Here is a 25,271-nt window from a genome sequence, read left to right as displayed (position 1 = left end):
GATGTACCAACGAAAAAGGGGCCGGATTGCTCCGGCCCCTTCTCGATTTTCACCAGATGGCGAAGCTTACATGCCCGAACCCGGACCGTATGTGATTTCCACACGACGGTTCTGGAGTTCACGAACGCCATCGGCGGTCGGGACACGTGGGTTGGCTTCACCGAAGCCTTCGCTCGTGATGGCGCCGCCCGAGATACCACGTGATGTGAGGTATCCACGAACCGAGTCATTACGGCGATCAGCAAGGCCGAGGTTGTACTGCACACTGCCCGAACGGTCAGTGTAGCCTGCCAGCATGATCGGAACATTGGTGCAGCTGGCGTAAGCCGTTACTGCGCTGTCCAAAATCGTTGCTGCCTCAGGTGTGATGTCCGACTGATCCCAGTCGAAGAACACGATGTAAGGACCCTTGTTGCAAACCGGAGCCACGACTTGTGGCCGTGGCGGCGGGGGTGGAGGCGGTGGAGGAGCCGGTGGTACAACAACCGGAGCCACAACCACAGGAGCGCCGCCAAAGTTGTATGTCAATGTGCCAAGAAGCGAGTGCGAACGGAAGTTCGTCTCGAGATCACGGCCAATCGAATCAACCAGATTGACATTAGGTGCGTTGAAGAAGCGATACTTCAGACCGGCATCCCAACGATCCGAGATCGGAGCGCGAACACCAGCAATAGCTTGCCAAGCGAAGCCTGTATCGGAATCGTCGACAACTCCGGGACCAGTTGCATTGATCGAAGCCTGCGCATCAACGCGGGCAACACCAACACCGCCGCCGGCATAGCCTTGGAGACCATCATCATCGCCAAAGTCGAGCAAACCGTTGAGCATGAAGCTAAGAGCATTCACGTCACCAGCGGCATCGTATTGGCCAAGCCGCAATGCAGTCGCAGTGCTGGAGGGAAGCCCGCCAACAAACGCTTCCACATTGTCTACGTCAGCTTCACGGAAGCTGGCTTCGGCTTCAAGACGGAAACCGCCGAAGTCGTAACCAACCAACGCTCCAAAGTCGTAGCCTGGATTGTCATGTTCTGCCGTAACAGCGTTTTCGAAGCCATTGACATCGATATTCAGGTCTTCAGCGAGCATTACCCCGCCTTCAACACCAGCATACCATTGACCGTCACGGGCCAAGGCAGGTGATGCGAGGGCCGTTGAAGCCATCGCCATTCCTATGACGAATTTACGCATTATAGATTTCCCCTTACAAAAGCGAAATTGAGCCACCGAGTTTGTATTTTCTAACTTTTCCTCGGTGGCGAGGCAAGCGGGCATTATTGCCAAACTGTTGCATTAAAGCCTCTGTTACGGAGGCCTAGATGGAAAAGAACCGGATTTCCAGTGCTCCTCTACACGGCAAATGGTTGATGCTCATGATCGTTCCCACTTTTATTGTGCCGGCAACACCCCTGCAACGCGAAGTATTGCTACTAGGTTAAAGATAGATGCGCGTGCCTCCTCATCTATCACATTACCAGCCACCGGCTGCGCGGGAACTTCGCATCTTTGCCAGGCATCACGGTAAAACCAGTAGCAGTCGTCCTGCTGGTTGAACACCCGCATTCCGGATGTGGGAGCACAAATGAACCATTTGCCTCCATTCCAGCCGGCAAGCATCCCGTCATTACCGGCCCATTCGCCGGCCGCAGGACTGGCGATAATCCAGCAATCGCCATCGACCGGATTTTGCGGCGGCCCTGACTGATCACCTTTGACGGATGCATGGAGCAGGCAATCGAGTTTGCCGATGCTTTCGTTATAGAAAAATTCCTTTTGTGCCTGACCGACCAACAGGAAGGGCAGGCCGAACCGGCCGGATTGTGATGGAAATGTCGTTGGCTCTGTCATGGACGCGCTCCTGATATAGCGCCGTGGGGAACGGCGCCTCGTGAATTAGATCGTATAAAGTAGCGTGGGCCGGGAACGCCCGAAGTTGCCGATTTGTCGCACCCATACCGGTTCCGAGGAATAGGCGGTTTGCAAGTCAGTAAGCTGGGCGGCGGATAATTGCAGCCGGGGTTCGCTCACTATCCATTCTGCAACTGGCGCAGATGCAGGGCCGATACCGACCGCGTATTTCTCGGTCTCTTCATCCAACGGTACATCGACTTCATCCCGCCAGAGATAACTGCCGCGGGCACGGCGCACCCAGCACAGCGATAAACTTCCGTCAGGCAATATACTGGCGCGGGGATGCACCGGGCCGAGCGGTTTGCGAAAAAGAAGCCCCGTGCCCCCATTTGCGAAGACAGGTTCTTCGTCACCCAAGCCGAGCGCTGCGATTGTCGCATTCTCGGGCTGGGGTAATGCGGATAAGGCTATCGGGGTAATTGCATCATCCAGCACGACAAATCTTGCCCCGGGAGCATGTCCACACACTGCGCTCGTTTCGGTTCCCCCGCGTCCTCTCAGCAGCCCGGATATTGCCCATCGCCCGCCTCCAAGCGGGGTCGGCCGGGAAAATTGCAACACTTCGTTTCCGACAAGTGCCCGGTTTGCGCCCAGCGATATGTCCAGAATGCCGGCTGGATCCAGCGCCATGTCTTCACCGATCAACTGAACCACGAAGCTGGCACGTTCTTCGAAGAACAGTCCGTTCGAAGTCTCCAGCGTGGATGCCAGATTGCCCATCACGCAGCGCTGCGGATTTGACCGCCCGAGTTCGGCGAGCTGGCCGTCGAAGTCGGCAAATAGCGCAGCCCCTTTCCAGTTCGGGCTAGGCGATGACGCTGCGGCATAGATCGAGCCAGGCGCACGATTTTCAGCTTCGAGCGGGGGTAGCGCGAACGCTTCGAGACTGGTCGGCGCTGCGAGGAAATCGGGCGCCAATGCCGCGGCGCCGGGGTCTGCCACAGGCAAATTTCCCACCGTAAAGGCGATTCGCGACAGGTCGAGCTCGATACCCCGGTCACGCCATTCCCATCGATTGATGCGCCAATATCCACTTTCATCCGGCACGCGCACTATCGTACCAGGCGTTAATTCAGGATCAAGTTCGGCCAGCCTCCACCGCAGGTTTTCCTTGCTTGCTACAGCCCGGCCTGCTGCGCGATTTGCCAGCGCCCTTGCTTCGCGCGCGTTCAGCGCACCGGGGAAATCGATGGTCTGCTGATAGCCTGGCCGCGCACGTCCTTCCGCCCTTTGCAAGCCGGGTTGGAAATCGCGATCTGTATCGTAATAGCGTAATGCGCCTACCGTGCGTTTCGGGCCGGCCTCGCGATCGACCGCTTTGCCGTCGGCTTCGCCAAAATCCGCATCGCCCACCAGCGCTGCCGGCCGGGGAAGCAGCACGGCATTTGCCAGGTCGGTCGGGCCTGCATTCAGCGAGAGGCACTCCCCGCCGGAATCAGCTGAAATCGGATACACGCTGTCGATCGCAGCCAGGGTTTGAAGCAGAGAGCCTCCCTCATCACTGAAACCCTCAAGCCCCGGCAGATCGACCGAGCCCGTGATTGCCCGGTCTTGTCCCTCGACAATCTGCGCGATGGTGAGGGGCGATACAGAGGCAATCACTTCAAAGGTCAGCGCGGGTATGCGGTTCCCGAACTCGCCCAGATCAAGATCTTCGAATACGATATAGGCGGTGCCGCGGAACGCAGGTGCGTAATCCCCTTCGCTTGACCCGATCAGCGGATCGACCGGCTGATCGGCATACCCGCGATACACCCGGACTGCTCCCGGCACTTTGAGATCACCGGCATTGCCGCGAAGGATATTGCCGTCTGCCCAGATTCTGCCAACCGAATGGATTGGCCGGCTTGCGAGCGCCACGGCAAACGATGCGCTGTAGCTGAATACAGTCGCTGACGGGCGTCCCTTGCCGCCTCCGCTTTTTTCCTTCGTTTCCTCAAGTTCGGTTGCCCAGATTATCGAACCGGCAGACCGCATCGTGCCGAAATGTCGCGGCAATGGCTGGCCGTAGCTTGATGTGCTGACTGCCAACTCCTTGAGCCGGGGGCCTTCACGGCTGCCCGGTCCAAAGATCGAATTATCGACCGACTTGCCGATAATGGCGCCGATCGATCCGCCAATCGGGCCGGCAATCAACGAACCGACTGCGGTTAGCACGAGAGTTGCCATGCGCTGTGTTCCTTAGGTTATGATGCGCCATTGCATTTGCGTTCGCCACGGGAGCGGACCTTGCACCCGCACCACTTTTCGCAGGCCGGCATGGGCATGGATGAAACCGCCATTCCCACTGGCGACAAGCAGGTGCCATTGGGCGGGCCCGGGTTTGACCAACACGATATCGCCCGCCTGCGGCGGACCTTGGGCGAAGGTTAGCCCGGGGAAACCGGCGCTGTGGACACAGGCATCGATACTGGAATTGCGAAGACCGTAGCCGGCCAATTCGATCCGAATGCCTGCGCCTCTTTCCAGCGCCACCAGCACCAATCCGGCGCAGTCGATCCCGGTCGCCGGGTCGCGCCCGTGCAAACGGAACGGACTACCGACCAGACCATAGGCCGCGCGCGCAATAGCGCGTCCGGTATCGCCGGTCACTTCGGCGCCGGGTAACGGGCCAGCCTGTCATTTCCGGGAAGATAGGGTTCGCCCTGAAAATTCACCGAATTACCAAACCTTCCGCCGCAGGTTGCAAGTGTGTGATCGCAACCTTCGAGGATTCTCGCCCGTGTGCCAGGCTCGATATCCGCGATCTGGCTTTCGTTTACGACCAGCGCCCCCGCGGCGGTACCGACTATATCCCACTGCGAACCTGAATGCGGACCGCCAAGCCAGCGGATGACCCCGCCGTCAAAACCTTGCACTAACCCAGTCGTTAGTCGGATTTGCCCAAGTTCCGGCGTAACCGAAACGGCTTCCACAATCGTCGTGTATCTGGCGGCTGACAGATTGCAGCCGGGTCCGCAAAATTCTGCGCGGCACGTTGGGCTGGTGCGGGGGACCAGATCGACATCCAGAGCCGCTTTTGCCGATTTCAATTCAGCGGAAAAACTGCCGCCGTCTTCGGAAACATTGCCGATCGAACCATTGTAGAGAACGGCGTTTTCCAGCGTCTCCCAGTCCACGGCACCTGCCCTGACCAATGCGCCATCATACCGCCCCGTCGCCAGATCCGCCGAAGAGATACTGTCATGCGCCAGCGCTCCGCGAATTTCGGCGCTATCCGGACCAAGATCCGCGGTCAGGCGGATTGCGGATGGCAGTATTCCTGGAGCCGCGCGGTGCGGTATCCCGCCGAAATAGAGGTCGCGGTCGTGACTGACAAACCCCAGCGTCACGCCGTCGCGCCGGAATATTTGCCAGAACGTAGCGACACCTTCCAGTTCTTCGCGGAAGAAAATCCGGCTCATACCGCCTCGCGGATTTCGACAAGCGGCACAGAGGGGGCTTCGCCTGCTGTAAACGCCAGTCCGGATACGTCGAGCCGGTCTTGCGCGAAGCGTACCGGCACATCGAACAGATAACCTGCTGTGATCGGTGCTCCCGCTTCGGGCGCTTCATCAAAAACAATCATGCCGCCGCTTGCCACTGTCCAGGATGCGGTCGCGGTGCCGCCGACATTGACCGAGATCGTGCCTGCTTGCGGCCTTGTTATCGGCCGGATTTGCGCTTCGGCCCCATCGCCGTACCGTTTAACCAGCTGATAGCTTGCAGTCAGCCCGTCGCCGATACCGATAGTTTGATCGCCCGCCGCCGGTGCGCCGTTCATCGCGTTGGAACTGTGATCGAAAGGATCGCGAAGGAGAAATCCGCGCGCCGCGCCGCGCCGGGCCCTGAAGAAGCTGATCAAAACCCCCAGCTCGTCCTCAGAGCGGATTCCGGTCCCGACATCGAATTGCAGTCTGGCATCGGACCACAGCGAATTGCGCCTCTCATGGCCCGAGGCGGTAACCGCGACAGATGTCGAAAACTCGGGGCTGACGCTCGCATCGCGGCCAAGCGACAAGGGGTACGGGATATTGTCGAAGGGTTGCAATTCACTCTCCTGTTCATCGGGAAGGCGGGTGTATCCGTCGCGCGCTACTTGCGGGATGGCCCAGACATAAAGCTGGCTGATCCCGCGCTGTTTTGCCTCGTCGAAGGCCGTGTCGATCAGGGGCCAGAATTGTCCGGCGTCAGCAGGATCGAGCACAAAACCGGACAGATAATCCTGACGCTCTGCGGGATAGGCGAGACGCGCCGCGACTTCTTTATAGGCATTGCGCCGCTTCGCCTCTGCGCCCGACGTCAGCCAGTCATAATCTTCCAGTTGCAGCCGGTCGAAAGCGGGATATGCCCAGCCGACCGGCAAATTCGCCCGTTTGAATTCAGGCGTGGCGGGGTCAAGGATCGTCGGCGTGAATGCCAGCAGCAATATTTCTGCCGTCCCGCCCGACACATCGCGTACCGACTGCGCCAAAGCGGCGGTCGACGCAGACAAAAGCGCCCCGGCCTGATCGAGCAGAGCGGTTTGTGCTGGCGACAATTCTGCCCGCATCGTGGCGATCTCGACCGGGTCACCCCCCAGTGCAGCCTTGGCCGCAGCGTCATAAAGGCAGGGCCGGCCATCAGGCATCAACCACCACCATGGTTCGCCGATCTGAAACAGAACAGGACATCCCGCCGCCTCGGCCAAAGTGACAAACTTGGCAGCGACCTTTTGCAGCCAGGCCATCGCATCATTGTTGGCGGGCGATAGCAGCGCGGACGGCGGCACCCACCCGGTACGCGCTGGCTCTGCGTCAAATGCCCGCTGTTGCCAATCGGCGGGGCAATGGGCAGCAAACAGCTCGTAAGACAGCGATATGACCGGATCGAGGCGGCTGGCAGCGCATTCAGCAAAAAACGAGCGGTGCCAGTCAGCCGCCGGAGCGCAGAGGGTGCCGTCCGCAAGCACTTCCAAATTTGCACCGAGCCGGAAAAAGTGGCTCATCCCGACATAATGGAGCACGCGGCCACGGTACCCTAGCCCTTGCAAAGACCGCACCAGCCGGGCGGGGGTCTGGTTGAACCCATCATCATAGGCTGTCGCCATTTGAATATCGTGCGGCGGTACCAGCACATCTCCCAGTGCGAGCAGCGGCCGGTCTCCGGTACATTCGATCTCGCTCAATTCGGCCCAGCCATTGGCACGCTGCGGCACTGGCTGCGTGCTGCCAGGAATATAACCGGGCGGAACCAGCGAAATGAACATCCGGTCGATTGCCGATGGATAAACACTCTCCCCGGGAAGGGTGTAGCCGCTCTCAAGCGCCGAAAACGGCAGGACAATCCGCGCATCCTCCGGTGTTCCGGCCGCGTAATTCCACAGTCTGACATACCAGCTTCGCGGCTGCCCCTGGGCATCGCGCCCCTCGATGGTCAATGTCGGACCGTTTGGCCGGTCGAGCGGGATGAGTCCTTCGGACCTCCAGTGAAACTGCAAAACCGCTCGCGCATAATCGCGGTCCGTAGCGTAGGCGAGGAGCGGGTGGTCAAGCGTGTCTTCGCTGTCCCAGATCAGACCTGCCAGTTCGCCCGCATGATGAAATTCGCATTCGGCCTTGAGAGCGTCAGCCGCGGTGGTCACAACCGAAGCCATCATCGGGCGCGGGAAATTTACAGTCCAGAAGCGCGGGTCAAACCGCTGCATCCAGCTGCTGTCCTGTCCGCTCCGGCGATCAGCCAACCAGAACGCCATGATCAGGCCTCCTGCAATGCGCGGCGAACGGCACTGGCAATTTGCCGCGAACTTCGCTGCATCGCGACAGGGGTTTCCATACCGCGCGACTTTGGCAGACTGATCGACACCCGCACATCGCGCGGATTACCACCCGATTGCGCCGATTTCTCGACCCGGCCCGACGATGTCGGTACAAACAACTCCGGCCCCTGTTCGCCGACCAGATACCCGCGTCCGGGCGAAACGGGTCCGCCGGTCGCGCGGCCCGGCAATCCCAGGAGTGAAGCGGCAACCCCGCCCAGGATTCCGGCGGCACCGCCCCCGCCCGCTGATCCGGTCGAACCAAACAGGTTCGCCAGACCCGAATTAATTGCCTGACTGGCGATCTGGTCGATCGCCTGCATTCCGATGCGTTTGAGATCATCGAACCCGAGGCTGCCCTTGCGCAAGGCAGTCAGCAGTCCGCGTTCCAGCACGCTGCCGGCTTGTTCGAAACCGCCGATCAGGGTGGTATCGAATGAAGATCGCATTTCTGCAATATCGCTGGCAAAGCCCTGCGTATTGGCGCGCACGTCAATCAGCAGTTCGTCGATCGGATCATCCATTGCGGTCACGCTCCATCAATGTTTCGAATTCACTGCGCGCCAGCGGCGCGTCATGGTCGGGATCGGCGGACAGAGCGGTAACCAGTTCCGCCGGCGTTGAAGCCCAGAACTCGCCGGGCCGCCAGCCGAGATATTTGCTGGTCAAAGCGGCCAGTTTCCGCGCATGATTGCCAAACACCGGGCTCATTCTGCTTCCGGGCGGCCCTGCAAGATCTGGCCCTGCAAGATCTGGCCCTGCAAGATCTGGCCCAGCAAAATGCGCAGCGGGCGGGCAGAGGCCGCCAGCCCCAGCGCGATAACGCCTTCACCCACTTGTTCGCGCGTAAGATCGTCGCGGCTTGCCAGGCAGTGCCAGAACAGCCCGGTCATTTCAGCCAGCGTCAGCCGGCCTTCACCTGCGCGTTCGACCAGCGCGAATAACGGGCCAAGCTCGTCTTCGGCAGCGACCAGCGCGGAAAATGACGGACGGAGCACGCGGCACTGCCCCCCGATCTCCAGCGCAGCTTCGCCTCTGATTGAATTGCCGGTCATACCGGGGCGACCACGCCGGAGCTCTCTAGCGAAAGCGTATAATTGCGCTCGCCATTGAAATCGCCCGAATAATCGAGCCGCTGGACGAGGAACTTGCCGCGCAATTTTGCGCCGTCTTCGAACGACAATTCATAATCGTCGATGGTGCCGGCAAGTGCATGTGCGCGGATGCCGTGTTCGGCGTCACTACCAAGGAAAATCCCCGCCGCGCTGACTGATACGGAGCGTGTTCCGGCACCCGAAAGCAGATCCCGCCAGCCGCCCGAATCCTTGTGCGTGATAACCACGGTATCGCCATTGATGGACATTTGCGTCGTACGCAGGCCCGCAACAGTTTCATACTGTGGGGGCACAGCGCCGTCGCTGAGTTTGAGCAGAAAGGCGGAGCCTTTTTGGGCGGTCATTGGACATTCTCCATCAGGGTTTCCAGAACACGGAAACGATATTCCAGCAGTATGCTGCGCAGATTGCGCGGACGCCGCTCGGCGCGGGCCCGCAGGAAACGGGCGGTGACGATTTCGAGACCGCCGGACTGTCTGGGTAACGCATCGATACGCTTGTCGATCAGCGTGACGATGTCGCTCCCGCTGGCGGGCGCATCGCTCCGCACCGACAATTCCAGCGCAATCAGGATTTCGTGGCCCCGGCGGTCCTTGCTGCCCCATTCGGTCGATGCGCTCGCGATGATCCCCAGCCACGGCGCGGTGGCGGATAGCGGCGCCTCCTCGGTGACCGAATTAAGCATTCCCGAAAGCAATTCATCTGCCTCAAGCCATTCGAGAAGCGCGCTGCGAAGTCTGATTTCCATTGGCTTCAGCCTTTCGTGAATAGCGGCCAGAGAAGGCGCGGAATGCGCCAGTAACTGGCCAGGCCATTTTGTTTGCGAAGCCGGATTTCTGCGGTTGCAAGCGCGATGGCCTTTGCCTTGGTTTCCAGACCGGCGGCGAAGGATTGGCCCGACCGTTTGACCGAAGCGCGGATCATGCCAATCTGGGCCGGCACCAGGGCCGCCACAGCGCAGCAATCGCGGATGAGATGCCTTCCGGCGGCGATCCGCTGTCACGTTCGCGGAATGCTTCGGCAGCGTAACGTAAAATCCCGTGACGCATCCCGCCGGGAAGCGCTGCCCAGCCAGGTGCCAGCCCTGCATCGAAGCGCACCGTTACGGTTGCCCCGGCTGCCGGACTAGCCAAACGCACCCGGGCCGTCCCGTCAGCCTCAAGCTCGATTGCGAAATCCTGTATCGGCACCGCTATTACCGCACCGCCGGCTGTGACCGAGTCAATTTGCGAAACCGATTGCACCGGACGGGCGGCCAAGGTTTGCCATGCGGTATTCGGCGCCAGCATCTCGCTGCAGGATTGTTCCAGCGGCATGGTCCCGGTGAATGCTTCGCAGTTATCGAGCGCGGCGTGCAGCAAATCGATCAGCGCCGCGTCGTCCCGCTCACCCGAAATGGCGAGCCATTTCTTCAGATCGGCCAAGGCCGGACCCGCAAGATCTGCAGGCGTAATGACAACCCGCTTCATTGGCGGTCTCCATCAATTATTATGGCAGGAAAATACGCCCGTGCTGCGGCGGGGAAGATCGCTACAGCACGGGACGCCGGTCAGGCGGCCAAGGGGACAAGCCGCCACCTTTCGAAGCTTACGCCTCGATCTTGAGCAGCTTGATTGCCGCGCTATCCAGCACCTGTCCGCCAACGCGCCTGGTGGCGTAGAAGTGGACAAACGGCTTGTTGGTAAACGGATCACGCAGGATTTGCGTCGCGGTGCGCTCGGCAATCAGGTAGCCATGGCGGAAGTTGCCAAACGCAATCGGGAAGGCGCCGGTTGCAACATCGGGCATGTCTTCTGCCTCCACCACCGAATAGCCAAGCAGACGATCCGGCTGGCCTTCGACAAGTCCGGGCTGCCACAGGAACGCGCCGTCGGCGGTCTTCAGCTTGCGGACTTCGGCCAAAGTCGATGAGTTCATGACCCAGCTTGCACCTTGCCGGTGTCCGGCCTTCATGGTGTGCACCAGATCGATCAACCGCGCTTCGGGCGTCGCCCCGAACCCGGCATCATCGCCGGTGCCGAGATATTGCAGCGTGCCAAACGGGCGGACGCTGTCTTCCGCAGCCGAAACGGGCGCTTGCAGAAAACCTTTGGGCATATCCGAACCGGAGCCGTTGACGAATGCCGCCCCTTCAGCGCGGGCAAACTCCATGGAAATTTCGCTCGCCAGCCAGTTTTCCAGATCGAAACCGGCATCATCCAGCATCGCCTGGCTGGCTGCAGGGTTGGCGAAAAGCTCGCCCGTCGGCGGCGCGATTTCCGCAAAGTTGGGGGCATCCGTTTCCGGCCGCGCGGCGGTTTCGCTGACCCAGCCCGATGCAGTCCCACCGGTTGTGACCAGTTTGCGGTAACCCGCGGTGCCGGTCTGGACGACTTGCGAGATTGCCCGGATCGGACTGATTTCGATCAGCTGGCGAGCGATCATCGCGTCGATTTCGCGCGGGACGGCATAGCCGCCGTCGGACGGAACCTGACCGTTGACGGATTTGATCTCGCTGGTGCGGCCACCGCGCAGATAGCCATCCACGAAGCCTTTGACTTCGGCGGATGCGGAACCTTCGGGCGCTGCGATGGCAGGGCGGCTGGCGGCCCGCGAAACGCGGTCGAGGCGGGCTTTCACCTCGTCCACATCGCTACGAAGGCCGCTGATTGCCGCATCGGCGCGGTCCTGACGCTCGACAATATCGAATGACGCTTCGAGCGGGTCGGCGGCAGGCGCGTTTGCTTCGGTCTTGAGGTTGGGGACGGTATCCATGAATTAGTACCTTTCGTCGTGGGGCTTGGGTGGTGGTGAGAAGGACAAGAATGGCCGCCGGAAATGGCCGCCAAAGCGAAACCTGCAGGAGCCGGCGGGTCAGCTGATCAGATGGACTCTCGCGCCGTGCTGGAGGGGATGGGTAACCAGGCTGATCTCGTGCAGATCGATATCTTCGAGCACGCGGCCCGCAATGGTGTGATGAAACCGCCGCGCGCGGTAGCCGAAGCTCAATCCGTCCACTTCGCGGCGGGCCAGTAACTTGCCCGCCAACCCTTCCGGGTTGTCGATCGCGGCAATAATCCTGAGGCCTTTTGCGTCCTCCGAAATTTCCAAGACGCGGCCGATTTGCTGGTCGGGCCTGTGCTGCCAGTAAAGCGGCAACTGGCTGCGGCGCTCGCTTATCGATCGCTCGAAGGCGCCGGGCCGGATTGTGTCGCGCGAACCATCGGCGCGGCCGAACAGGGCAGCGTAACCTGCAAAATGCAGTGGCCGGGTCATGGGCGCGCTCCGCCGGTGTCCAGTCCCAGCATCGCGCGCTTTTCGGCATCGCTCAGGAAATCGGCGCCCGAAACCTGGCTCCACAATCTCTCTCGGTCTTCGGACAAGGCCGGTATCTTATCGAGATCTATCGCCAGCCTGCCGCCCGGAAACCACGGGGCCAGACCTTCCTGCAATCCCGAAAGGATCTTGGTCGCAAGCGGCAGCAGTGTCAGGCGCCAGAGTGCGCGGTTCGCCTCGCGGTAATTGGCGTAAGTGTTGTCTCCGGGAAGACCCAGCAACATCGGCGGCACTCCAAAGGCGAGCGCGATATCGCGGGCAGCCGCGGCCTTGAGCGTGGCAAAGTCCATATCTGCCGGGCTCATCGACAGGCTTTGCCACGTCAGTCCACCCTCCAGCAGCATGGGCCGCCCGGCATTACCCTGTCCGCTGAACGCCTGCGCCAACTCGTTACGCAGACGCTCGAACTGGTCGGCGGTCAGCCCGCCAGTATCGCCCGCATCGTGAACCAGCGCGCCCGAAGGCCGCGCGGCATTTTCCAGCAAGGCGCGGTTCCATTCTGAAGCGGAATTATGGATCGCCACCGCTTGTTCTGCTGCAGCCAGACTGCTGGCACCATAATGGTCGTCGGCCGGATGGAATGCCTTCAAATGGATCACATTGGGCCAGCCCGCTTCGTCATCCAGCGGCAAGTTCAGCGTCCGATCGGCCAGCTTGTAGGCATAGGCGGCGGGCCAGCCATCAGCGCCCGGTACGATTGTGATGCGTTCGGGCCGCAGCGCAAACAGTTCGGTGGGCATCCCCGCGCCGTCCTTCATGATCTGGACATAGCCATTTCCGTGAAGCAGCAATTGCGCGGCGAGAGTTTCGACCAGTGACTGCCCCGCGCTGGTGGCGCTGACGAGGCTGGCCAGATTTTTGTCGCCCGTTTCCAGCGGCGCACTGCCGACCCCTTCGGCCACGATCCGTACGGCCCGCTGGGCAACCGGATTGGCGACAAACCCCTCGCGAACAGCGCGGCTATAATCAAATGGGCCGCGTGCCGGACGGCTATCGAAGGCGGCTGCCCAGGGCGAAATATATCCGCGCGCCAAAGGCACACGATTTGCGCCGCCGCCCTTGAAGGCGGAAGCCAGACTATCGATAAATGACATGGATTATCCTTGGTCTAAAGGTCGGTATGGACACGCGGCTGGCGCTGCTGGCCGAGCATCATTTCACTTAGCGCCCAGACGAGCGCATCGGCCCGGTCCGGGCTGCGACCGGGGCCATCATAGGTTCCCCCGGCCATCAAACCGCACATTTCGTCTTCCAGTTTTGCGAACAGGCCGGCATGGCTGACCCGTCCGGCTTCGTATAAGGCGGCGACCGGTTCTGCGCGCGCGGATTTGCCCCGGCTGGCGTGCACCAGTTTGACCGGCAGCGCGATATTGGCCGCGCGCAACACGCTGCCCACCATTGCACCGCCCTGATTTGCTTCGGCCACGATCCGGTCGGCGCACCATACCTGTGCTGCCCCTGCGACCGCCCGCGCCCAGCGTTCGGGGCTGGCTTTTTCAACCGAGCAATCAGCCAGAACGACGCCGTGACCGTCTTCCGTCTGGCCGACCACGATAATTCCGCACGCATCGCCGTGCGCGCTGGCAGGAGGATCGACACCGATCACGATGCGGGAAAACGGGTCGGCGGCGATATCTCTGCCGGGGCCGCAGCGGCATTGTTCGACCAGCGCACGGCTCCATAGTGCGCCTTCGGCATCCTCCAGCAATTCGCCATCCAGTTCCTGCCTGCCCAGCGCCGTGTCACCAAACTGCCGGTGCATCGCGCGCATGAATTCGGGCGATAGGTTGTCCGCATTTTCGCTGGTCCTGCCTCCCGTCACAGTCACCGACGGGTCAGCTTTCAGACGCCGCACCAGCGGCACACTGCGCGGCGTTGTCGTAACCAGGGTTTGCGGCCTTGCACCCAGCCGCATCCCGAGCTGCAGATTGTCCCACGTTTTTTCCGCCCGGTCGCCCGACCGTTCCCATTTAGCCAGCTCGTCGCACCATGCATGGCTGTGCTGCGGCCCGCGCAAACTTTCAGGCTCGGCTGCCGAAAACAGGCTGGCTTGCGCCCCATTGGGCCAGCGCAGCAACCGGCGGGATGGTTCGAACACGGGGCGCCAGCGCGGCGGAGCCACCGCCAACACCCCGCTATCGCCTTCCACCATCACTGCGCGGGCTTCGCCAAGCGATGCTGCAACCAGCGCAATCCGCGCCGAAGGGTTCCGCTGGGCGAGCGCACTAAGCCATTCGGACCCGGCGCGGGTTTTACCAAAACCGCGCCCCGCCATCAGCAGCCAGGTGGACCAGTTGCCCAATGGCGCAATCTGGCCGTCATGCGCCTGCGTCCGCCAGTTGCGCCGCGCAGACGCCATCTGGCGTTTGTTGAGCCGGTTGAGGAAATCCAGTTCCCTTTTTGATTCAGCCATGCCGATTGCCGCGCGTCTTTCGCTTGGCAAACTAACCATTTTGGTTTTTCGCCTGCTCGGATGCGGCCCATTCGGCTTTCATCTCATCAATGACCTTGTCGATGGAATCAAGCACGTCCTGTTCATTCTCGTCATCTTCGAATGCGCGAATTTCGGCCACCGTCTTGCGATGCGCCGCCAATTGGCGAATGGCATTGGGTACGTCGATTTTGCGATCAGGCAGATTGCCCCGCAAATAGGCCAGGACTTCCATTTCCAGATGTTCGTACCCTTCGAACAAGGCCTTTCGCCATAGCGCCGCAAATTCGGGATCGCTGCGCCGTGTCTGGTATGCACGGTGCAGTTTTACCTTGGCGCGCAATGCAGAGGCCGAGACGTTGGACGTTTCGGCCAGAAATTCCAGAAACTGGCGCTTCCACGGGCCGCCCGGCTTGCGGGTTTGCTGATGTCCGCCCGCGGCTGTGTCTGCACATTTGGCGGCATCCCACGCCAGCGCAAATGCGGCATCCTTGTCGCGCCGTGCATAGGCGGTCGAGCGGGACAAACCCAGCCACGCCGCTGCCTTGGTCGGGGTGTCTCCATTTCGAATTGCAGTAAGGAAATCGGCAGTCCACAAACCGTTCCGGTCCGTTTTTGGTTTCATGTTACTGGTCACTCCGGCTTGAACCCCGCCGCACACCTGCAGAGCGCGGACAGCAAAGGGCGACCCCGGAAAATCCGGCGCCGCCCTTTTCGAATCGGTTTATTGCGATGTTCCGTTTCTCTAACCAACGAGCGTGACAATGTCAACAAAAAAGTGCCAGATAGGTTAATTCAATGTGATGCGCTGTGGTTCTCAAGCCATTGCTGTGTGCCGTCAGATTGTGCGGGCGCATACCGGAAACCAGAATGGCGCAGGCGCCCTGCCAATTCGCTTGCTGCCCGGCACCCGCTCGCTTAAAGGGCGCGGCGTTACAGGAGGCTGGCTTGCTGCGCAGTTTATATAATTGGACTCTCGAAAAAGCCTCACATCCCCACGCCGAGTGGTGGCTGGCATTTTTCTGTTTCATTGAATCGAGCTTTTTCCCGATCCCGCCGCATCCGCTGCTTGGTCTGATGTGTCTGGCCGAACCGAAAAAGGCGATCCGGTTTTCCATCATCGCGGTTGCGGCCTCGGTCGCGGGTGCCTTGCTCGGTTATGCGATCGGCTGGGGACTTTATGATGCGGTTGGCGAACAATTGCTCGCCGCGCTGGGTCTGTCCGACAGTTTCCCCGTCGCTGCCTGCACTTTACGCGAGTATGGCGCGGAGGCGGTAATCTTTGCGGCGATGACCCCGGTTCCCTTCAAATTGCTGACCATCACAGCGGGATTTATCGAGATGAATCTGGTGACGTTTATCGTCGCCAGCATCGTCGGCCGCTCGATCATCTTCCTCACGGTGGGCATCCTGTTCCGCGTTTTCGGTGCGCCGATCAAACGCATAATCGATAAATATCTTGGCTTGCTGACAACTTTCTTCGCGGTGCTGATCGTGGGCGGCATTCTGGCTGTCACGATGTTTGGCGGCGGCGAGGACAAGGGGGTGAGCGGATGCGCAGCGCAAGCGGCGCAGGAATTACCGCGGTAAACGATCGGCCGGGCCGGACAGGTTCGCTATCCGGCCCGGAGTGATCTAGGCGTCAAACTTCACGTCGAGTGAAATATCGCAGGTCAACAATTTGGAAATCGGGCAATCGGTCTTTGCGCCGTTCGCCAGTTCGCGGAATTGCGATTCTTCGATGGCATCCACTTTGCCCGTGACCGTCAGATCGGAACGGGTGACCGTGAAACCGTCACCGTCCTTTTCCAGCGTGACCTTGGCATCGGTATGAAGCGAACCCTGCTCGTGGCCAGCCTTCGCAAGGGCGAAGCTGAGCGCCATGGTGAAGCAGCTTGCGTGGGCTGCTGCGATCAGTTCTTCGGGATTGGTACCGGGCTCATCTTCGAAACGGGTCTGGAAACCATACGGCTGATCGTCGAGCGCGCCTGACCCGGTCGAAACATGGCCTTTGCCGTCTTTACCAAGGCCTTCATATTTTGCGCTGCCGGTGTTGGTAGTCATCATCATTCTCCTTCACAGGAAAGACGGGGCAGAGGTGCGTATGTTCCTGCAAACCGGATGCGATAATCTGTCTGACCGCAAACCGCTGGATTGAAATCGGCGTTGTCCCACTGCCGGGGTTTCCATGATGCGAGCGCGGTCAGACCAGGTTGGCCGCTGCGTTCGCATGTTGCCGGCCATTGTTGCGCCCCATACTAAACAAGAACACAGACCCACAATTTTACACATCGCCGATCGCTATCGCTGCCGGCTTCACATCCGTCGCCCGTGGCGCGCGGCCTGCTATCCGCGTCAGATAATGCCGATCGCCTTGCCTGCCCGTTCGAACATACCCAGGATGGTCCGCACTTCTTCTTCTGTGTGTTCCGCGCACAGCGAACAGCGCAGCAAGGTCATGTTCGCCGGTGTGGCAGGCGGACGTGCCAGATTTACATAAAGCCCTTCATTCAGCAGCGCCTCCCACATGGCAGCACCCTTTTCGAGGTCGGGCATAATAACTGCAATGATCGCGCTTTGCGCTTCCGCAGTTCCCAATTGGAAACCCAGATCGCGCAAACCCTGATGCAGGTTGCGCGAGTTTTCCCACAAATGCGCGCGCTTGTTGGACCCTTGCATCAATTTGCGAATACTGGTGGCGGCAGTGGCAACAACGCTTGGCGGCAGGCTCGCGGTAAACACATAGGGCCGGCAAACCAGCCGCATGATTTCAAACTTGGGGTGGTTGGAAACGCAGAAACCGCCGACCGTTCCGACGCTTTTGGAAAAAGTGCCGATGATGAAATCGACATCGTCCATTACGCCGACAGCTTCCGCAACGCCGCGGCCGTTTTCACCGATGAAGCCCATCGAATGCGCTTCATCGACCAGCACCATCGCGCCGTTTTCCTTGGCGATGCGGACCATTTCCTTCAGCGGCGCGACATCGCCCAGCATCGAATAGACACCTTCGATCACAACCAGCTTGCCCGCGCCTTCGGGAATGCGTTTCAGGCGCTTTTCCATCGCTTCGATATCGTTATGCTTGAAGGGAACGATCTCGGCGTTGCCCATCGCGCAGCCATCCCAGATGCTGGCATGGCTATCGATATCCAGAACGACATAATCGCCCTTGCCCGCGATGGTACTGATAATGCCGAGGTTGGCCTGATAGCCGGTGGAAAAGACCATCGCATGGTCCATCCCGTAAAATTCCCGCAGCGCATCCTCGCACTCTTTATGTCCCTGATACGTCCCGTTCAGCACGCGGCTGCCGGTGGTTCCGGTGCCGAAATCGGCCAGCGCCTGCTTTCCCGCCGCAACGACATCGGGGTCAAAGGTCATGCCCATGTAATTGTAGGTGCCCAGCAAAATCGTGTCGCGGCCATTACAGATCGCGCGCGTTGGAGAAAGCACCTGCTCCATCACCAGACTGAAAGGATCGGTCAGGCCGCCTTCCAGCAAGGCCCTGCGCTGTTCGATTAGCGGATCGAATTTGCTGAACAGATCGGGTGTCCCCCCGTCAAGTTCCTGCGGCTGGTCTGGCTGGCCGATACCTTCGCTCATATTACGCTCAATCGTCCTTCGAATTGCAAACGGCATCAACCAGCTGGCTGTATTTTTCGATTTCCGCCTGCTGGTTCATACTGATGATGATATCGAACTCGTCCTCGATCGCCGCAACGAAGTCCATGACCGTCAGGCTGTCAAATTCCAGATCGCCGGCAAATGTCGTGCCGTCACTAATGTCGATTTCCTTCTTGTTGAAGGGTGCGATTAATTCGCGGATGGTGGCGTCAACTTCGGCTCTGTCCATGATGGGCGGCTCCTAATTATGATTTACGGCGCAAAAGCGGCCAGTGAAGATGAATGTCAAGCGAACGGGCCGTAACTATTCTTCCGGCACCGGCGCAGGAAGCAGCGCTTTGACCGCTTGCATGAACGGCCCGATACTCACCGGCTTCGCCAGATATCCTTCCGCGCCGGCATCGCGAATGCGGTCCTCGTCGCCCTTTCCGGCATAGGCTGTGACAGCCAATATCGGGATTGATCGAAGCGACGCATCGCTTTTGATAGCGAGGATAAGGTCAAGACCGGATATCTCGGGAAGCTGGATATCCATGATAACAAGGTCGGGTGCAAAACTCCGTGCGGCGGTGATTACGGCATTGCCATCGCCTACCGGCTCCACCTCCATCCCGTTCGCACGCAAAACATCGGTGAACAATTTGCGGTTAAGGTCGTTATCCTCGACAACAAGTATTCTCTTCGCCATGGCCAGCTCTTTATGGCCGACACGGGACGCTGACAATTCACCAGGGTAAACCTTCCCCCGCTACCAACGATCCGCACGTGCTCGCTCTGTCGGTGCTGGGCTGGGTACTGGCAGACGATGACCGCGCCCAGCGCCTTCTTGCCCTGACCGGGCTGACTCCCGAAATCTTGCGCGACAGCCTGGCTGAAACATCGGTCCAACTGGCTGTGCTGGATTTTCTGTGCAGTCACGAGCCGGACCTTGTCGCAGCAGCCACAGCGCTGAACATCGGCCCTTCCGAAATCGCCATCGCGCGGGAAAGATTAACTGCATGACCCGCCCGTTATTGATTACCGACTGCGATGAAGTGCTGCTGCACATGGTCAGCCATTTCAAGACGTGGCTTGATGAAGAACAGGATGTGACCTTCAAGATGGACGGGGGCGATTTTGCAAACGCTCTGCGCTGCAAGGATAATGACAAACCTGTCGAACAGGCAGAGATCTGGCGGCTGCTAAACCGGTTTTTCGACACCGAAATGGATCGCCAAACCGAAATACCGGGAGCGTCGGGCGCATTGTCGGTCATCGGCGAGAACGCTGACGTGGTGGTTCTGACCAATCTGCTCGATCATCGCCGCGATCAACGTTCGGCACAGCTTGCCGGACACGGAATTCATGTCCCGGTTTTCACCAACCAGGGCCCCAAGGGTCTGGCAATCCGCGCCATTATCGAAGAATACTCCCCCAACCGGGCTGTTTTTGTCGATGATCTGGCGCAGCATCACGCTTCGGCTGCGAAGGAAACCCCGCAAGTGGGCCGATTGCACTTTGTTGGCGAACCATCGCTGGCCGCGCATATACCCTGCGCTCATGAAGCGGGCGATGCGGATGCCAGGATTGATCGCTGGGACGAAGCTCTGCCATGGTTGCTGGACAAATTACACCAAGAGGATGCGTAATGACGATTGAAGAAAAGCTGGCCAGTTTAGGTATCGTTTTGCCGCAACCGGCAGCGCCCGTCGCAAGCTATGTCGCTGCGGTAGAGCATTCAGGCGTCCTATATGTCTCCGGGCAGTTGCCGTTTGTCGGCGGAAATCTGATAACCGGCAAGTTGGGAGATGACACCAGCCTCGAACACGGCATCGATGCCGCGCGCGCTTGCGGATTGATGATCCTGGCACAGGCCAAGGCAGTGTTGGGCTCGCTTGACCGGGTGGAGCGGGTGATAAAGCTGGGCGGATTTGTCAATTGTGTGCCCGATTTTACCGACCAGCCCAAAGTCATCAATGGCGCATCCGATCTGATGTTCGAGGTGTTTGGTGACGCCGGGCGCCATGCCCGCGCTGCGGTCGGCGTGCCGGCTCTGCCGCTGGGCGCGGCAGTCGAAGTCGATGCAATAATTGCTGTCAGTGCCGGGTAAATCCGGATTTCCATTGGCTGATACAGGCACAGATCCTGGCTGGATGCGCGAATGGAAATTTGCCCACCGTGGTCTGCATTCATCCGGGATTCCCGAGAACTCGCCTGCGGCATTCGATGCCGCCATCGAGCGGGGCATGGGCATTGAATGCGATATCCAGCGCAGTAGCGATGGCCGCGCCGTTGTCTTCCACGATTGGGAACTGGACCGGCTTACCCGCGAGAGCGGACCGGTGGCCGCAAGAACATCAATCCAGCTGGCCGCCATTGGTTTATCCGGCGGTGACGATACGATACCGACCCTTCGCAAGACGCTCGATCAAGTGGCGGGCCGCGTTCCCTTGCTCATCGAAATAAAATCGAAGTCGGATATGAAGGTCAGTCCGCTATGCTTGCCTGTCCGGCACGCGCTCGAAGGATATCGCGGGCTTCATGCCATCATGAGCTTCGACCCGCGCATCCCGCGCTGGTTTGCCAAACATTCACCGCTCACGCTGCGCGGATTGGTGGTCACGGAAGAGCATGGCAAATCGCTTGCTGCGCGGATCAAGCGCGAACTTGCGTTTCGCCACGCGGCACCGCAATTTCTGGCTTATGATATTCGCGATCTGCCAAGCCCGTTCGCTGCAGCAAAGCGCAACGCCGGCTATCCGGTCGTAACTTGGACGGTGCGAACAGCTGAACACGTCCGCCGCGCACGGGACCATGCCGATGCTCCGATTGCCGAGGGGGATGGTGCCGCGTGAGCGCAAATTCCGCAACGGACAGTATCTTTACTGCCAAATTGGCGCCGGCGGTTGGCGATTTGCCGCAAGCCGAATGGGATGCTCTTTGCGGCGGTGCCAATCCGTTCATGTCACACGCGTTTCTGACTGCACTTGAGGAATCCGGCAGCGTCGGGCCGGGGACGGGGTGGAGCCCTGCACCGATTGTAATCGAAGGGCCCGGCGGCAAGCTGGCTGCTGCGCTACCCGCCTATGTCAAGAGCCACAGCCAGGGCGAATATGTTTTCGATCATAGCTGGGCTGATGCCTGGGAAAGGGCCGGAGGGAGCTATTACCCCAAGCTTCAGATTTCTGCACCGTTCACTCCGGCAACCGGCCCTCGCATTCTGCTTTCCGACGAAAAATACGCTGTTCCGCTTTTGAAGGCGGCCGAGCAATTGTGTCTCCAGCACGGGTTCTCGTCTGCTCACGCGACCTTTATCGAGCCGGCGCAACTCGAACTGTTCGAGCAGGCAGGCTGGCTTGCCCGCAGTGACATCCAGTTTCACTGGACCAATCGCGGCTACGGGGATTTTGAGGCGTTTCTGGCTGCCATGTCATCGCGTAAACGCAAGGCCGTTCGTAAAGAACGCGCGGCGGCGCAGCACGGCATTTCAATCGAACGCCTGACAGGCGACCTGATCTTGCCCGAACATTGGGAAGCGTTCTGGGACTTTTACCAGGATACCGGCGCGCGAAAATGGGGCATCCCCTATTTGACGCGCGACGCATTCGACCTGTTTTCCCGCAAGATGGGCGACCGGTTGATGCTGATACTGGCCAGCGATAGGGGCGTGCCGATAGCAGGCGCGCTCAATTTTATCGGCGCCGACACACTTTATGGCAGGTATTGGGGATGCAGTCTGGATAAACCGTATCTGCATTTTGAACTATGTTACTATCAGGCAATCGATGCCGCTATCGAACTGGGCCTGAGCCGGGTCGAGGCGGGCGCCCAAGGTGGCCACAAACTCGCCAGGGGATACGAACCCGTCCAAACATGGTCCGCCCATTACATCGCCGATACCGGCTTTCGGTCAGCGGTCGCCGACTTTCTGGTCAGCGAACGCGAAGGCGTGGCTGACCATGCGTTTCGGCTTGGCGACCATACACCTTTTAAAAAGAGTTGATCAGGCGACCTTCCGCGCAACGGAAGCAAGCCATTCGCGGGCCCTGCGCTGCGCTTCGGCAATTTCGCGCGCTGTCATCTCGTCGGAAATATCCGCGCGGCACCAGGTCGCTTCTTCGTGACCCTTCGATGCGGCCAGATTAAACCATTTATGCGCTTCGATCAGATCACATTCTGCCCCGTGACTGCCGGTGGAAAATGCGACCCCCAAATCATAGTAAGCTCCGCTATCGCCCTGCGCTGCTGCAGCAAGGCACCGTGCGACCAACATATCGGTGCCGGCCGTGCCGGCTAGTGCCGCATCTTGCGTAATGATTTTGACGAGTTGCATTTATCTTTCCCCCTGTTTTCAGCGATCCTCCCGGGCCGCTGTCAGGAAACAACATTCGCGCCATTATGGTCAATAAATGGTTAACATTGTTTCTGCTTTATGGCGAAAGAGGGCCGAAACCCGCACAAAACCAGGCTTTCACCGGGTTAAATTTCTCGACGGTTAACATATCAGACTATTGCCGCTTGTGCCTGAATTGTCTGCGTTCTATAGGCCCGCGCCATACGCAGGACCGCAAAAGCCAGTGACGGATCGAGGCGGCAAAGATCGTCCGGCCACACGGGAAGACTAAAGGATGTGATTGCACCGATGGGCACTTTGTTGACCGATGACGTAGATATCCTCGCCAAGGCGAAAAGCGCGCTAGATACGGATTATGTACCGAGCGATGACGAGGATTATATGGGCGAGCAGCAGCGTGATTATTTCCGCGAATTATTGCTTGCCTGGAAAGACACGATTCTGGCGTCAGCCAACGCGACGCTCCAGTCGCTCCAGGATGCGCCGATCCGCGAACCGGATCTGAATGATCGCGCTTCCAGCGAAACGGAATGGGGTATCGAACTGCGTACGCGTGACAGGCAGCGCAAGCTGGTCACAAAGATAAATGCCGCGCTGCGCAGGATTGACGAAGGCGAATATGGCTATTGCGAAGTCACCGGTGATCCCATTGGGCTGAAGCGACTGATCGCTCGTCCGGTTGCAACCATGACAGTGGAAGCACAGGAAGCGCATGAGCGCCGCGAGAGAAGCAGCCGCGACGACTGATAGCGCCGGTTAAGCATTCTTTAGCGCTTGATCTGATATGGCCTTTGGCCAGCGGGGCTGCGCGGAATTCCGGTCAGTTACCACGGGTTTATCACGCGAATGCTGGAGCAATCATGAGCGCCGTCGAAACAAGACATATACCGCGGGACAGCCTGTTTCTGGCTGCCGATGTGCGGTTTGACGGGATGCCTGACACTTACCGGGTCAAAGTTCGCAATCTCTCGCCGGGCGGCATGATGGCAGAAGGCAGCGTCCCCGTCAGTCGCGGCGCCCAGCTGCTGGTCGATCTGCGCAATGTCGGGACGGTCGAAGGATCGGTCGCATGGGTCCAGGACAACCGGTTCGGAATTGCGTTCACCGACGAAATCGACCCCGGATTGGCTCGCGAGCCTGTGAGCGGAAATGCCGCGGGCAAGGCTGCTTATCCTTCCCGGCCGGTTAAATTGGCGCGCGGTCCTGACAATGCGGACAGCCTCCGCAAGATTTGAACGATTGCCGCTGACCTGCCGCGCCGGCATGTGCTAGTGTCGCGCCCATGGCGCGTTTTTTCTCAGCACTTGGAATTTTGGCGCTTCTCGCCGCATTGCCGGGCTGTGACGGGGCGCGGGATGACGGCATCGTCGATGCCGTCATTATCGGCGATCCCGAATCGATGTTCGATCCCGGCTTGCGGCTTTCGGCGCCAGCCCAATTGTTACGCGGCGCAACCACCGAAGGCCTGGTCGCATTCGATGCGTCGGGCGAAGTCGTACCTGCGCTGGCAGACCGCTGGATCGTTACAGATGACGGGCAAAGCTATATTTTCAGGCTGCGCGACGGTGAATGGGCAGGCGGGACAGCGCTGACCAGCGAGACCGTCAAAACAGCCCTCACCCGCGCCATCGCGGGCCTTCGCGGCACATCACTCGGGCTGGATCTAGCACCGGTTACCGAAGTGCGGGCGATGACGGGGCGTGTAGTCGAAATCCGGCTGGAAGGGCCGGTTCCCGGGCTATTGCAGCTTCTGGCGCAGCCTGAACTGGGGCTGCGCCGGAATGCGTCGGGCGTGGGGCCGATGGCGCTGGAGCGAAAAGGCGATGCCGCCGAACTGACCATGTTGCCGCCCGATATGCGCGGCCTGCCCATGCGCGACGACTGGGAAGAATATTTCGAGCCAATCCGGGTCACTGCGGCGTCGGCCGACAAAGCCATCGCGCAATTCGATAGCGGCGCAGCAGACATTGTCCTGAATGGCCGGATATCCTCGCTTTCTCTGGCCGATACGGGCGCCCTATCCCGCGGCACGGTCAGGCTGGACGCGGCAGTGGGTTTGTTCGGTCTGCGGATAAAAAGCAGCAAGGGCTTCCTGTCAGAAGCGATCCAGCGCGAGGCGATAACGCTTGCGATCGACCGGACTGCGCTGCTCGAGCCGTTCAACATCGGCGGCTGGGTAGCCACAACCAGAGCGGTCGCACCCGATCTTGATGGTGAAGTCGATACCGGCGCCGAACGGTGGCCGGATCTATCCATTGAGCAACGGCAGGCGATTGCCTTGCAGCGTGTGGAGCGATGGCGTGCCGCCAATGGTGGCAATTCGCCGCGGCTGAAAATTGCCTTTCCCGCAGGGCCCGGAAGCGAACTGCTTTTCAGCCAGATCAGAAAAGATCTTGCCGCTGCCGGTATCACCAGCGAGCTCGTGACGCAGGAAGATCAGGCAGATCTGGTGTTGGTTGACAGGCTGGCCCGGTTTGCCAGTCCGCGGTGGTTTCTGAACCAGTTCAATTGCAGCCTGAACCTGGGCCTGTGCTCGCCAGAAGTCGATGCGCTGGTGCTTGATACGATCAGGGAAGCCGATCCGGGCCGGCGCGATGCAATTCTGCGCGAGGCCGAAGCTGTGCTGAATGCTTCGAACATATATATCCCTTTCGGAGCGCCGATCAGATGGTCGCTTGTGCGCGGAAATATCACGGGTTTTATCAATAACAGATGGGGTTTGCACCCCTTGCCGCCACTGGCAAATCGCCCCATTTAAGCGGGTAG

The 25,271-nt window shown here is 59.8% G+C and carries 32 protein-coding genes; 9 read left to right on the top strand and 23 right to left on the bottom strand.

Annotated elements, in window-relative coordinates; translation table 11 throughout:
* Positions 1–66: 66 nt before the first annotated feature.
* From WFP06_RS12500 to WFP06_RS12415, 18 genes are all read right to left on the bottom strand, one after another.
* Positions 67–1,188, bottom strand: a complete 1,122-nt coding sequence (locus WFP06_RS12500; protein ID WP_336987491.1) for an OmpA family protein — start codon at positions 1,186–1,188, stop codon at positions 67–69.
* Between the two features lie 198 nt (positions 1,189–1,386).
* Positions 1,387–1,845, bottom strand: a complete 459-nt coding sequence (locus WFP06_RS12495; RefSeq protein WP_336987490.1) for a DUF2793 domain-containing protein — start codon at positions 1,843–1,845, stop codon at positions 1,387–1,389.
* A 45-nt stretch (positions 1,846–1,890) separates the two neighbouring features.
* A complete protein-coding gene (locus tag WFP06_RS12490; RefSeq protein ID WP_336987489.1) occupies positions 1,891–4,077 on the bottom strand; it encodes a phage tail protein in 2,187 nt (728 codons plus the stop codon).
* Positions 4,078–4,089: 12 nt separating this feature from the next.
* Complete coding sequence (locus tag WFP06_RS12485) at positions 4,090–4,500, bottom strand: NlpC/P60 family protein (RefSeq protein ID WP_336987488.1); 411 nt, start codon at positions 4,498–4,500, stop codon at positions 4,090–4,092.
* Complete coding sequence (locus WFP06_RS12480) at positions 4,497–5,312, bottom strand: DUF2163 domain-containing protein (RefSeq protein ID WP_336987487.1); 816 nt, start codon at positions 5,310–5,312, stop codon at positions 4,497–4,499. The genes WFP06_RS12485 and WFP06_RS12480 overlap by 4 nt, the downstream gene beginning before the upstream one ends.
* Positions 5,309–7,621: a DUF2460 domain-containing protein gene (locus WFP06_RS12475; RefSeq protein WP_336987486.1), complete on the bottom strand. Its 2,313-nt coding sequence runs from the start codon at positions 7,619–7,621 to the stop codon at positions 5,309–5,311. The genes WFP06_RS12480 and WFP06_RS12475 overlap by 4 nt, the downstream gene beginning before the upstream one ends.
* Before the next feature lie 2 nt (positions 7,622–7,623).
* A complete protein-coding gene (locus tag WFP06_RS12470; protein WP_336987485.1) occupies positions 7,624–8,208 on the bottom strand; it encodes a tail tape measure protein in 585 nt (194 codons plus the stop codon).
* Positions 8,201–8,395: a phage tail assembly chaperone gene (locus WFP06_RS12465; RefSeq protein WP_336987484.1), complete on the bottom strand. Its 195-nt coding sequence runs from the start codon at positions 8,393–8,395 to the stop codon at positions 8,201–8,203. Before WFP06_RS12465 ends, WFP06_RS12470 begins: the two co-directional genes overlap by 8 nt.
* Positions 8,392–8,739: a gene transfer agent family protein gene (locus WFP06_RS12460; protein WP_336987483.1), complete on the bottom strand. Its 348-nt coding sequence runs from the start codon at positions 8,737–8,739 to the stop codon at positions 8,392–8,394. Before WFP06_RS12460 ends, WFP06_RS12465 begins: the two co-directional genes overlap by 4 nt.
* The gene (locus WFP06_RS12455) at positions 8,736–9,143 is read right to left on the bottom strand and encodes a phage major tail protein, TP901-1 family (RefSeq protein ID WP_336987482.1); all 408 of its coding nucleotides are present in this window, start codon (positions 9,141–9,143) and stop codon (positions 8,736–8,738) included. Before WFP06_RS12455 ends, WFP06_RS12460 begins: the two co-directional genes overlap by 4 nt.
* A complete protein-coding gene (gene gp17, locus WFP06_RS12450; RefSeq protein ID WP_336987481.1) occupies positions 9,140–9,547 on the bottom strand; it encodes a tail completion protein gp17 in 408 nt (135 codons plus the stop codon). The genes WFP06_RS12455 and gp17 overlap by 4 nt, the downstream gene beginning before the upstream one ends.
* A 5-nt stretch (positions 9,548–9,552) precedes the next feature.
* Positions 9,553–9,723 (bottom strand): hypothetical protein, encoded by a 171-nt coding sequence (locus WFP06_RS12445; protein ID WP_336987480.1) that lies wholly within the window; start codon positions 9,721–9,723, stop codon positions 9,553–9,555.
* Positions 9,720–10,268, bottom strand: a complete 549-nt coding sequence (locus WFP06_RS12440; RefSeq protein WP_336987479.1) for a head-tail connector protein — start codon at positions 10,266–10,268, stop codon at positions 9,720–9,722. The genes WFP06_RS12445 and WFP06_RS12440 overlap by 4 nt, the downstream gene beginning before the upstream one ends.
* Before the next feature lie 118 nt (positions 10,269–10,386).
* Positions 10,387–11,553 (bottom strand): phage major capsid protein, encoded by a 1,167-nt coding sequence (locus tag WFP06_RS12435; RefSeq protein WP_336987478.1) that lies wholly within the window; start codon positions 11,551–11,553, stop codon positions 10,387–10,389.
* 99 nt (positions 11,554–11,652) lie between these two features.
* Positions 11,653–12,054 carry an HK97 family phage prohead protease gene (locus WFP06_RS12430; protein ID WP_336987477.1) on the bottom strand — a complete coding sequence of 134 codons (402 nt, stop codon included), beginning with the start codon at positions 12,052–12,054 and terminating at the stop codon, positions 11,653–11,655.
* Positions 12,051–13,208 (bottom strand): phage portal protein, encoded by a 1,158-nt coding sequence (locus tag WFP06_RS12425; RefSeq protein WP_336987476.1) that lies wholly within the window; start codon positions 13,206–13,208, stop codon positions 12,051–12,053. Before WFP06_RS12425 ends, WFP06_RS12430 begins: the two co-directional genes overlap by 4 nt.
* Before the next feature lie 14 nt (positions 13,209–13,222).
* Positions 13,223–14,527, bottom strand: coding sequence for a DNA-packaging protein (locus WFP06_RS12420; RefSeq protein ID WP_419716229.1), 1,305 nt, complete (start codon positions 14,525–14,527; stop codon positions 13,223–13,225).
* Positions 14,528–14,558: 31 nt separating this feature from the next.
* Positions 14,559–15,170, bottom strand: coding sequence for a hypothetical protein (locus WFP06_RS12415; RefSeq protein WP_336987475.1), 612 nt, complete (start codon positions 15,168–15,170; stop codon positions 14,559–14,561).
* A 323-nt stretch (positions 15,171–15,493) separates the two neighbouring features.
* Between WFP06_RS12415 and WFP06_RS12410 the strand changes: the two genes are divergently transcribed.
* Positions 15,494–16,135, top strand: a complete 642-nt coding sequence (locus WFP06_RS12410) for a YqaA family protein (RefSeq protein WP_336987474.1) — start codon at positions 15,494–15,496, stop codon at positions 16,133–16,135.
* 45 nt (positions 16,136–16,180) lie between these two features.
* Here WFP06_RS12410 and WFP06_RS12405 read toward each other — a convergent pair whose 3' ends face one another.
* From WFP06_RS12405 to WFP06_RS12390, 4 genes are all read right to left on the bottom strand, one after another.
* A complete protein-coding gene (locus tag WFP06_RS12405) occupies positions 16,181–16,609 on the bottom strand; it encodes an OsmC family protein (protein WP_336987696.1) in 429 nt (142 codons plus the stop codon).
* Positions 16,610–16,900: 291 nt separating this feature from the next.
* A complete protein-coding gene (spt, locus tag WFP06_RS12400) occupies positions 16,901–18,151 on the bottom strand; it encodes a serine palmitoyltransferase (RefSeq protein ID WP_336987473.1) in 1,251 nt (416 codons plus the stop codon).
* Between the two features lie 7 nt (positions 18,152–18,158).
* Entirely contained in the window at positions 18,159–18,401 is a 243-nt protein-coding gene (locus tag WFP06_RS12395) for an acyl carrier protein (RefSeq protein WP_336987472.1), read from the bottom strand.
* A gap of 75 nt (positions 18,402–18,476) precedes the next feature.
* A complete protein-coding gene (locus WFP06_RS12390; protein WP_336987471.1) occupies positions 18,477–18,860 on the bottom strand; it encodes a response regulator in 384 nt (127 codons plus the stop codon).
* Between the two features lie 77 nt (positions 18,861–18,937).
* On the opposite strand from WFP06_RS12390, the gene WFP06_RS12385 reads away from it, so the two are divergent.
* From WFP06_RS12385 to WFP06_RS12365, 5 genes are read left to right on the top strand one after another with little or no spacing between them, the layout of a single operon-like run.
* On the top strand, positions 18,938–19,174 hold the full coding sequence (locus WFP06_RS12385; protein ID WP_336987470.1) for a DUF3572 family protein: 237 nt from the start codon (positions 18,938–18,940) through the stop codon (positions 19,172–19,174).
* On the top strand, positions 19,171–19,800 hold the full coding sequence (locus WFP06_RS12380; RefSeq protein ID WP_336987469.1) for an HAD family hydrolase: 630 nt from the start codon (positions 19,171–19,173) through the stop codon (positions 19,798–19,800). Before WFP06_RS12385 ends, WFP06_RS12380 begins: the two co-directional genes overlap by 4 nt.
* Positions 19,800–20,261 carry a RidA family protein gene (locus WFP06_RS12375; protein WP_336987468.1) on the top strand — a complete coding sequence of 154 codons (462 nt, stop codon included), beginning with the start codon at positions 19,800–19,802 and terminating at the stop codon, positions 20,259–20,261. Before WFP06_RS12380 ends, WFP06_RS12375 begins: the two co-directional genes overlap by 1 nt.
* A gap of 13 nt (positions 20,262–20,274) precedes the next feature.
* Positions 20,275–21,006, top strand: a complete 732-nt coding sequence (locus WFP06_RS12370) for a glycerophosphodiester phosphodiesterase family protein (RefSeq protein WP_336987467.1) — start codon at positions 20,275–20,277, stop codon at positions 21,004–21,006.
* A complete protein-coding gene (locus WFP06_RS12365) occupies positions 21,003–22,154 on the top strand; it encodes a GNAT family N-acetyltransferase (protein ID WP_336987466.1) in 1,152 nt (383 codons plus the stop codon). Before WFP06_RS12370 ends, WFP06_RS12365 begins: the two co-directional genes overlap by 4 nt.
* On the opposite strand, the gene WFP06_RS12360 is transcribed toward WFP06_RS12365, so the two are convergent.
* Positions 22,155–22,484, bottom strand: coding sequence for a hypothetical protein (locus WFP06_RS12360; protein ID WP_336987465.1), 330 nt, complete (start codon positions 22,482–22,484; stop codon positions 22,155–22,157). It lies immediately after the preceding gene.
* 309 nt (positions 22,485–22,793) lie between these two features.
* On the opposite strand from WFP06_RS12360, the gene dksA reads away from it, so the two are divergent.
* From dksA to WFP06_RS12345, 3 genes are all read left to right on the top strand, one after another.
* A complete protein-coding gene (dksA, locus tag WFP06_RS12355) occupies positions 22,794–23,252 on the top strand; it encodes an RNA polymerase-binding protein DksA (protein ID WP_336987464.1) in 459 nt (152 codons plus the stop codon).
* A gap of 113 nt (positions 23,253–23,365) precedes the next feature.
* Positions 23,366–23,740, top strand: coding sequence for a PilZ domain-containing protein (locus tag WFP06_RS12350; RefSeq protein WP_336987463.1), 375 nt, complete (start codon positions 23,366–23,368; stop codon positions 23,738–23,740).
* Positions 23,741–23,787: 47 nt separating this feature from the next.
* The gene (locus WFP06_RS12345; RefSeq protein ID WP_336987462.1) at positions 23,788–25,263 is read left to right on the top strand and encodes an ABC transporter substrate-binding protein; all 1,476 of its coding nucleotides are present in this window, start codon (positions 23,788–23,790) and stop codon (positions 25,261–25,263) included.
* The last annotated feature ends 8 nt before the right edge of the window (positions 25,264–25,271 follow it).

It is taken from the genome of Altererythrobacter aquiaggeris (assembly GCF_037154015.1).
GTDB classification, from domain to species: Bacteria; Pseudomonadota; Alphaproteobacteria; order Sphingomonadales; family Sphingomonadaceae; genus Aestuarierythrobacter; species Aestuarierythrobacter aquiaggeris.
Note: the sequence above shows the minus strand (reverse complement) of the source record. Positions and strands in the feature narration are given on the sequence as shown.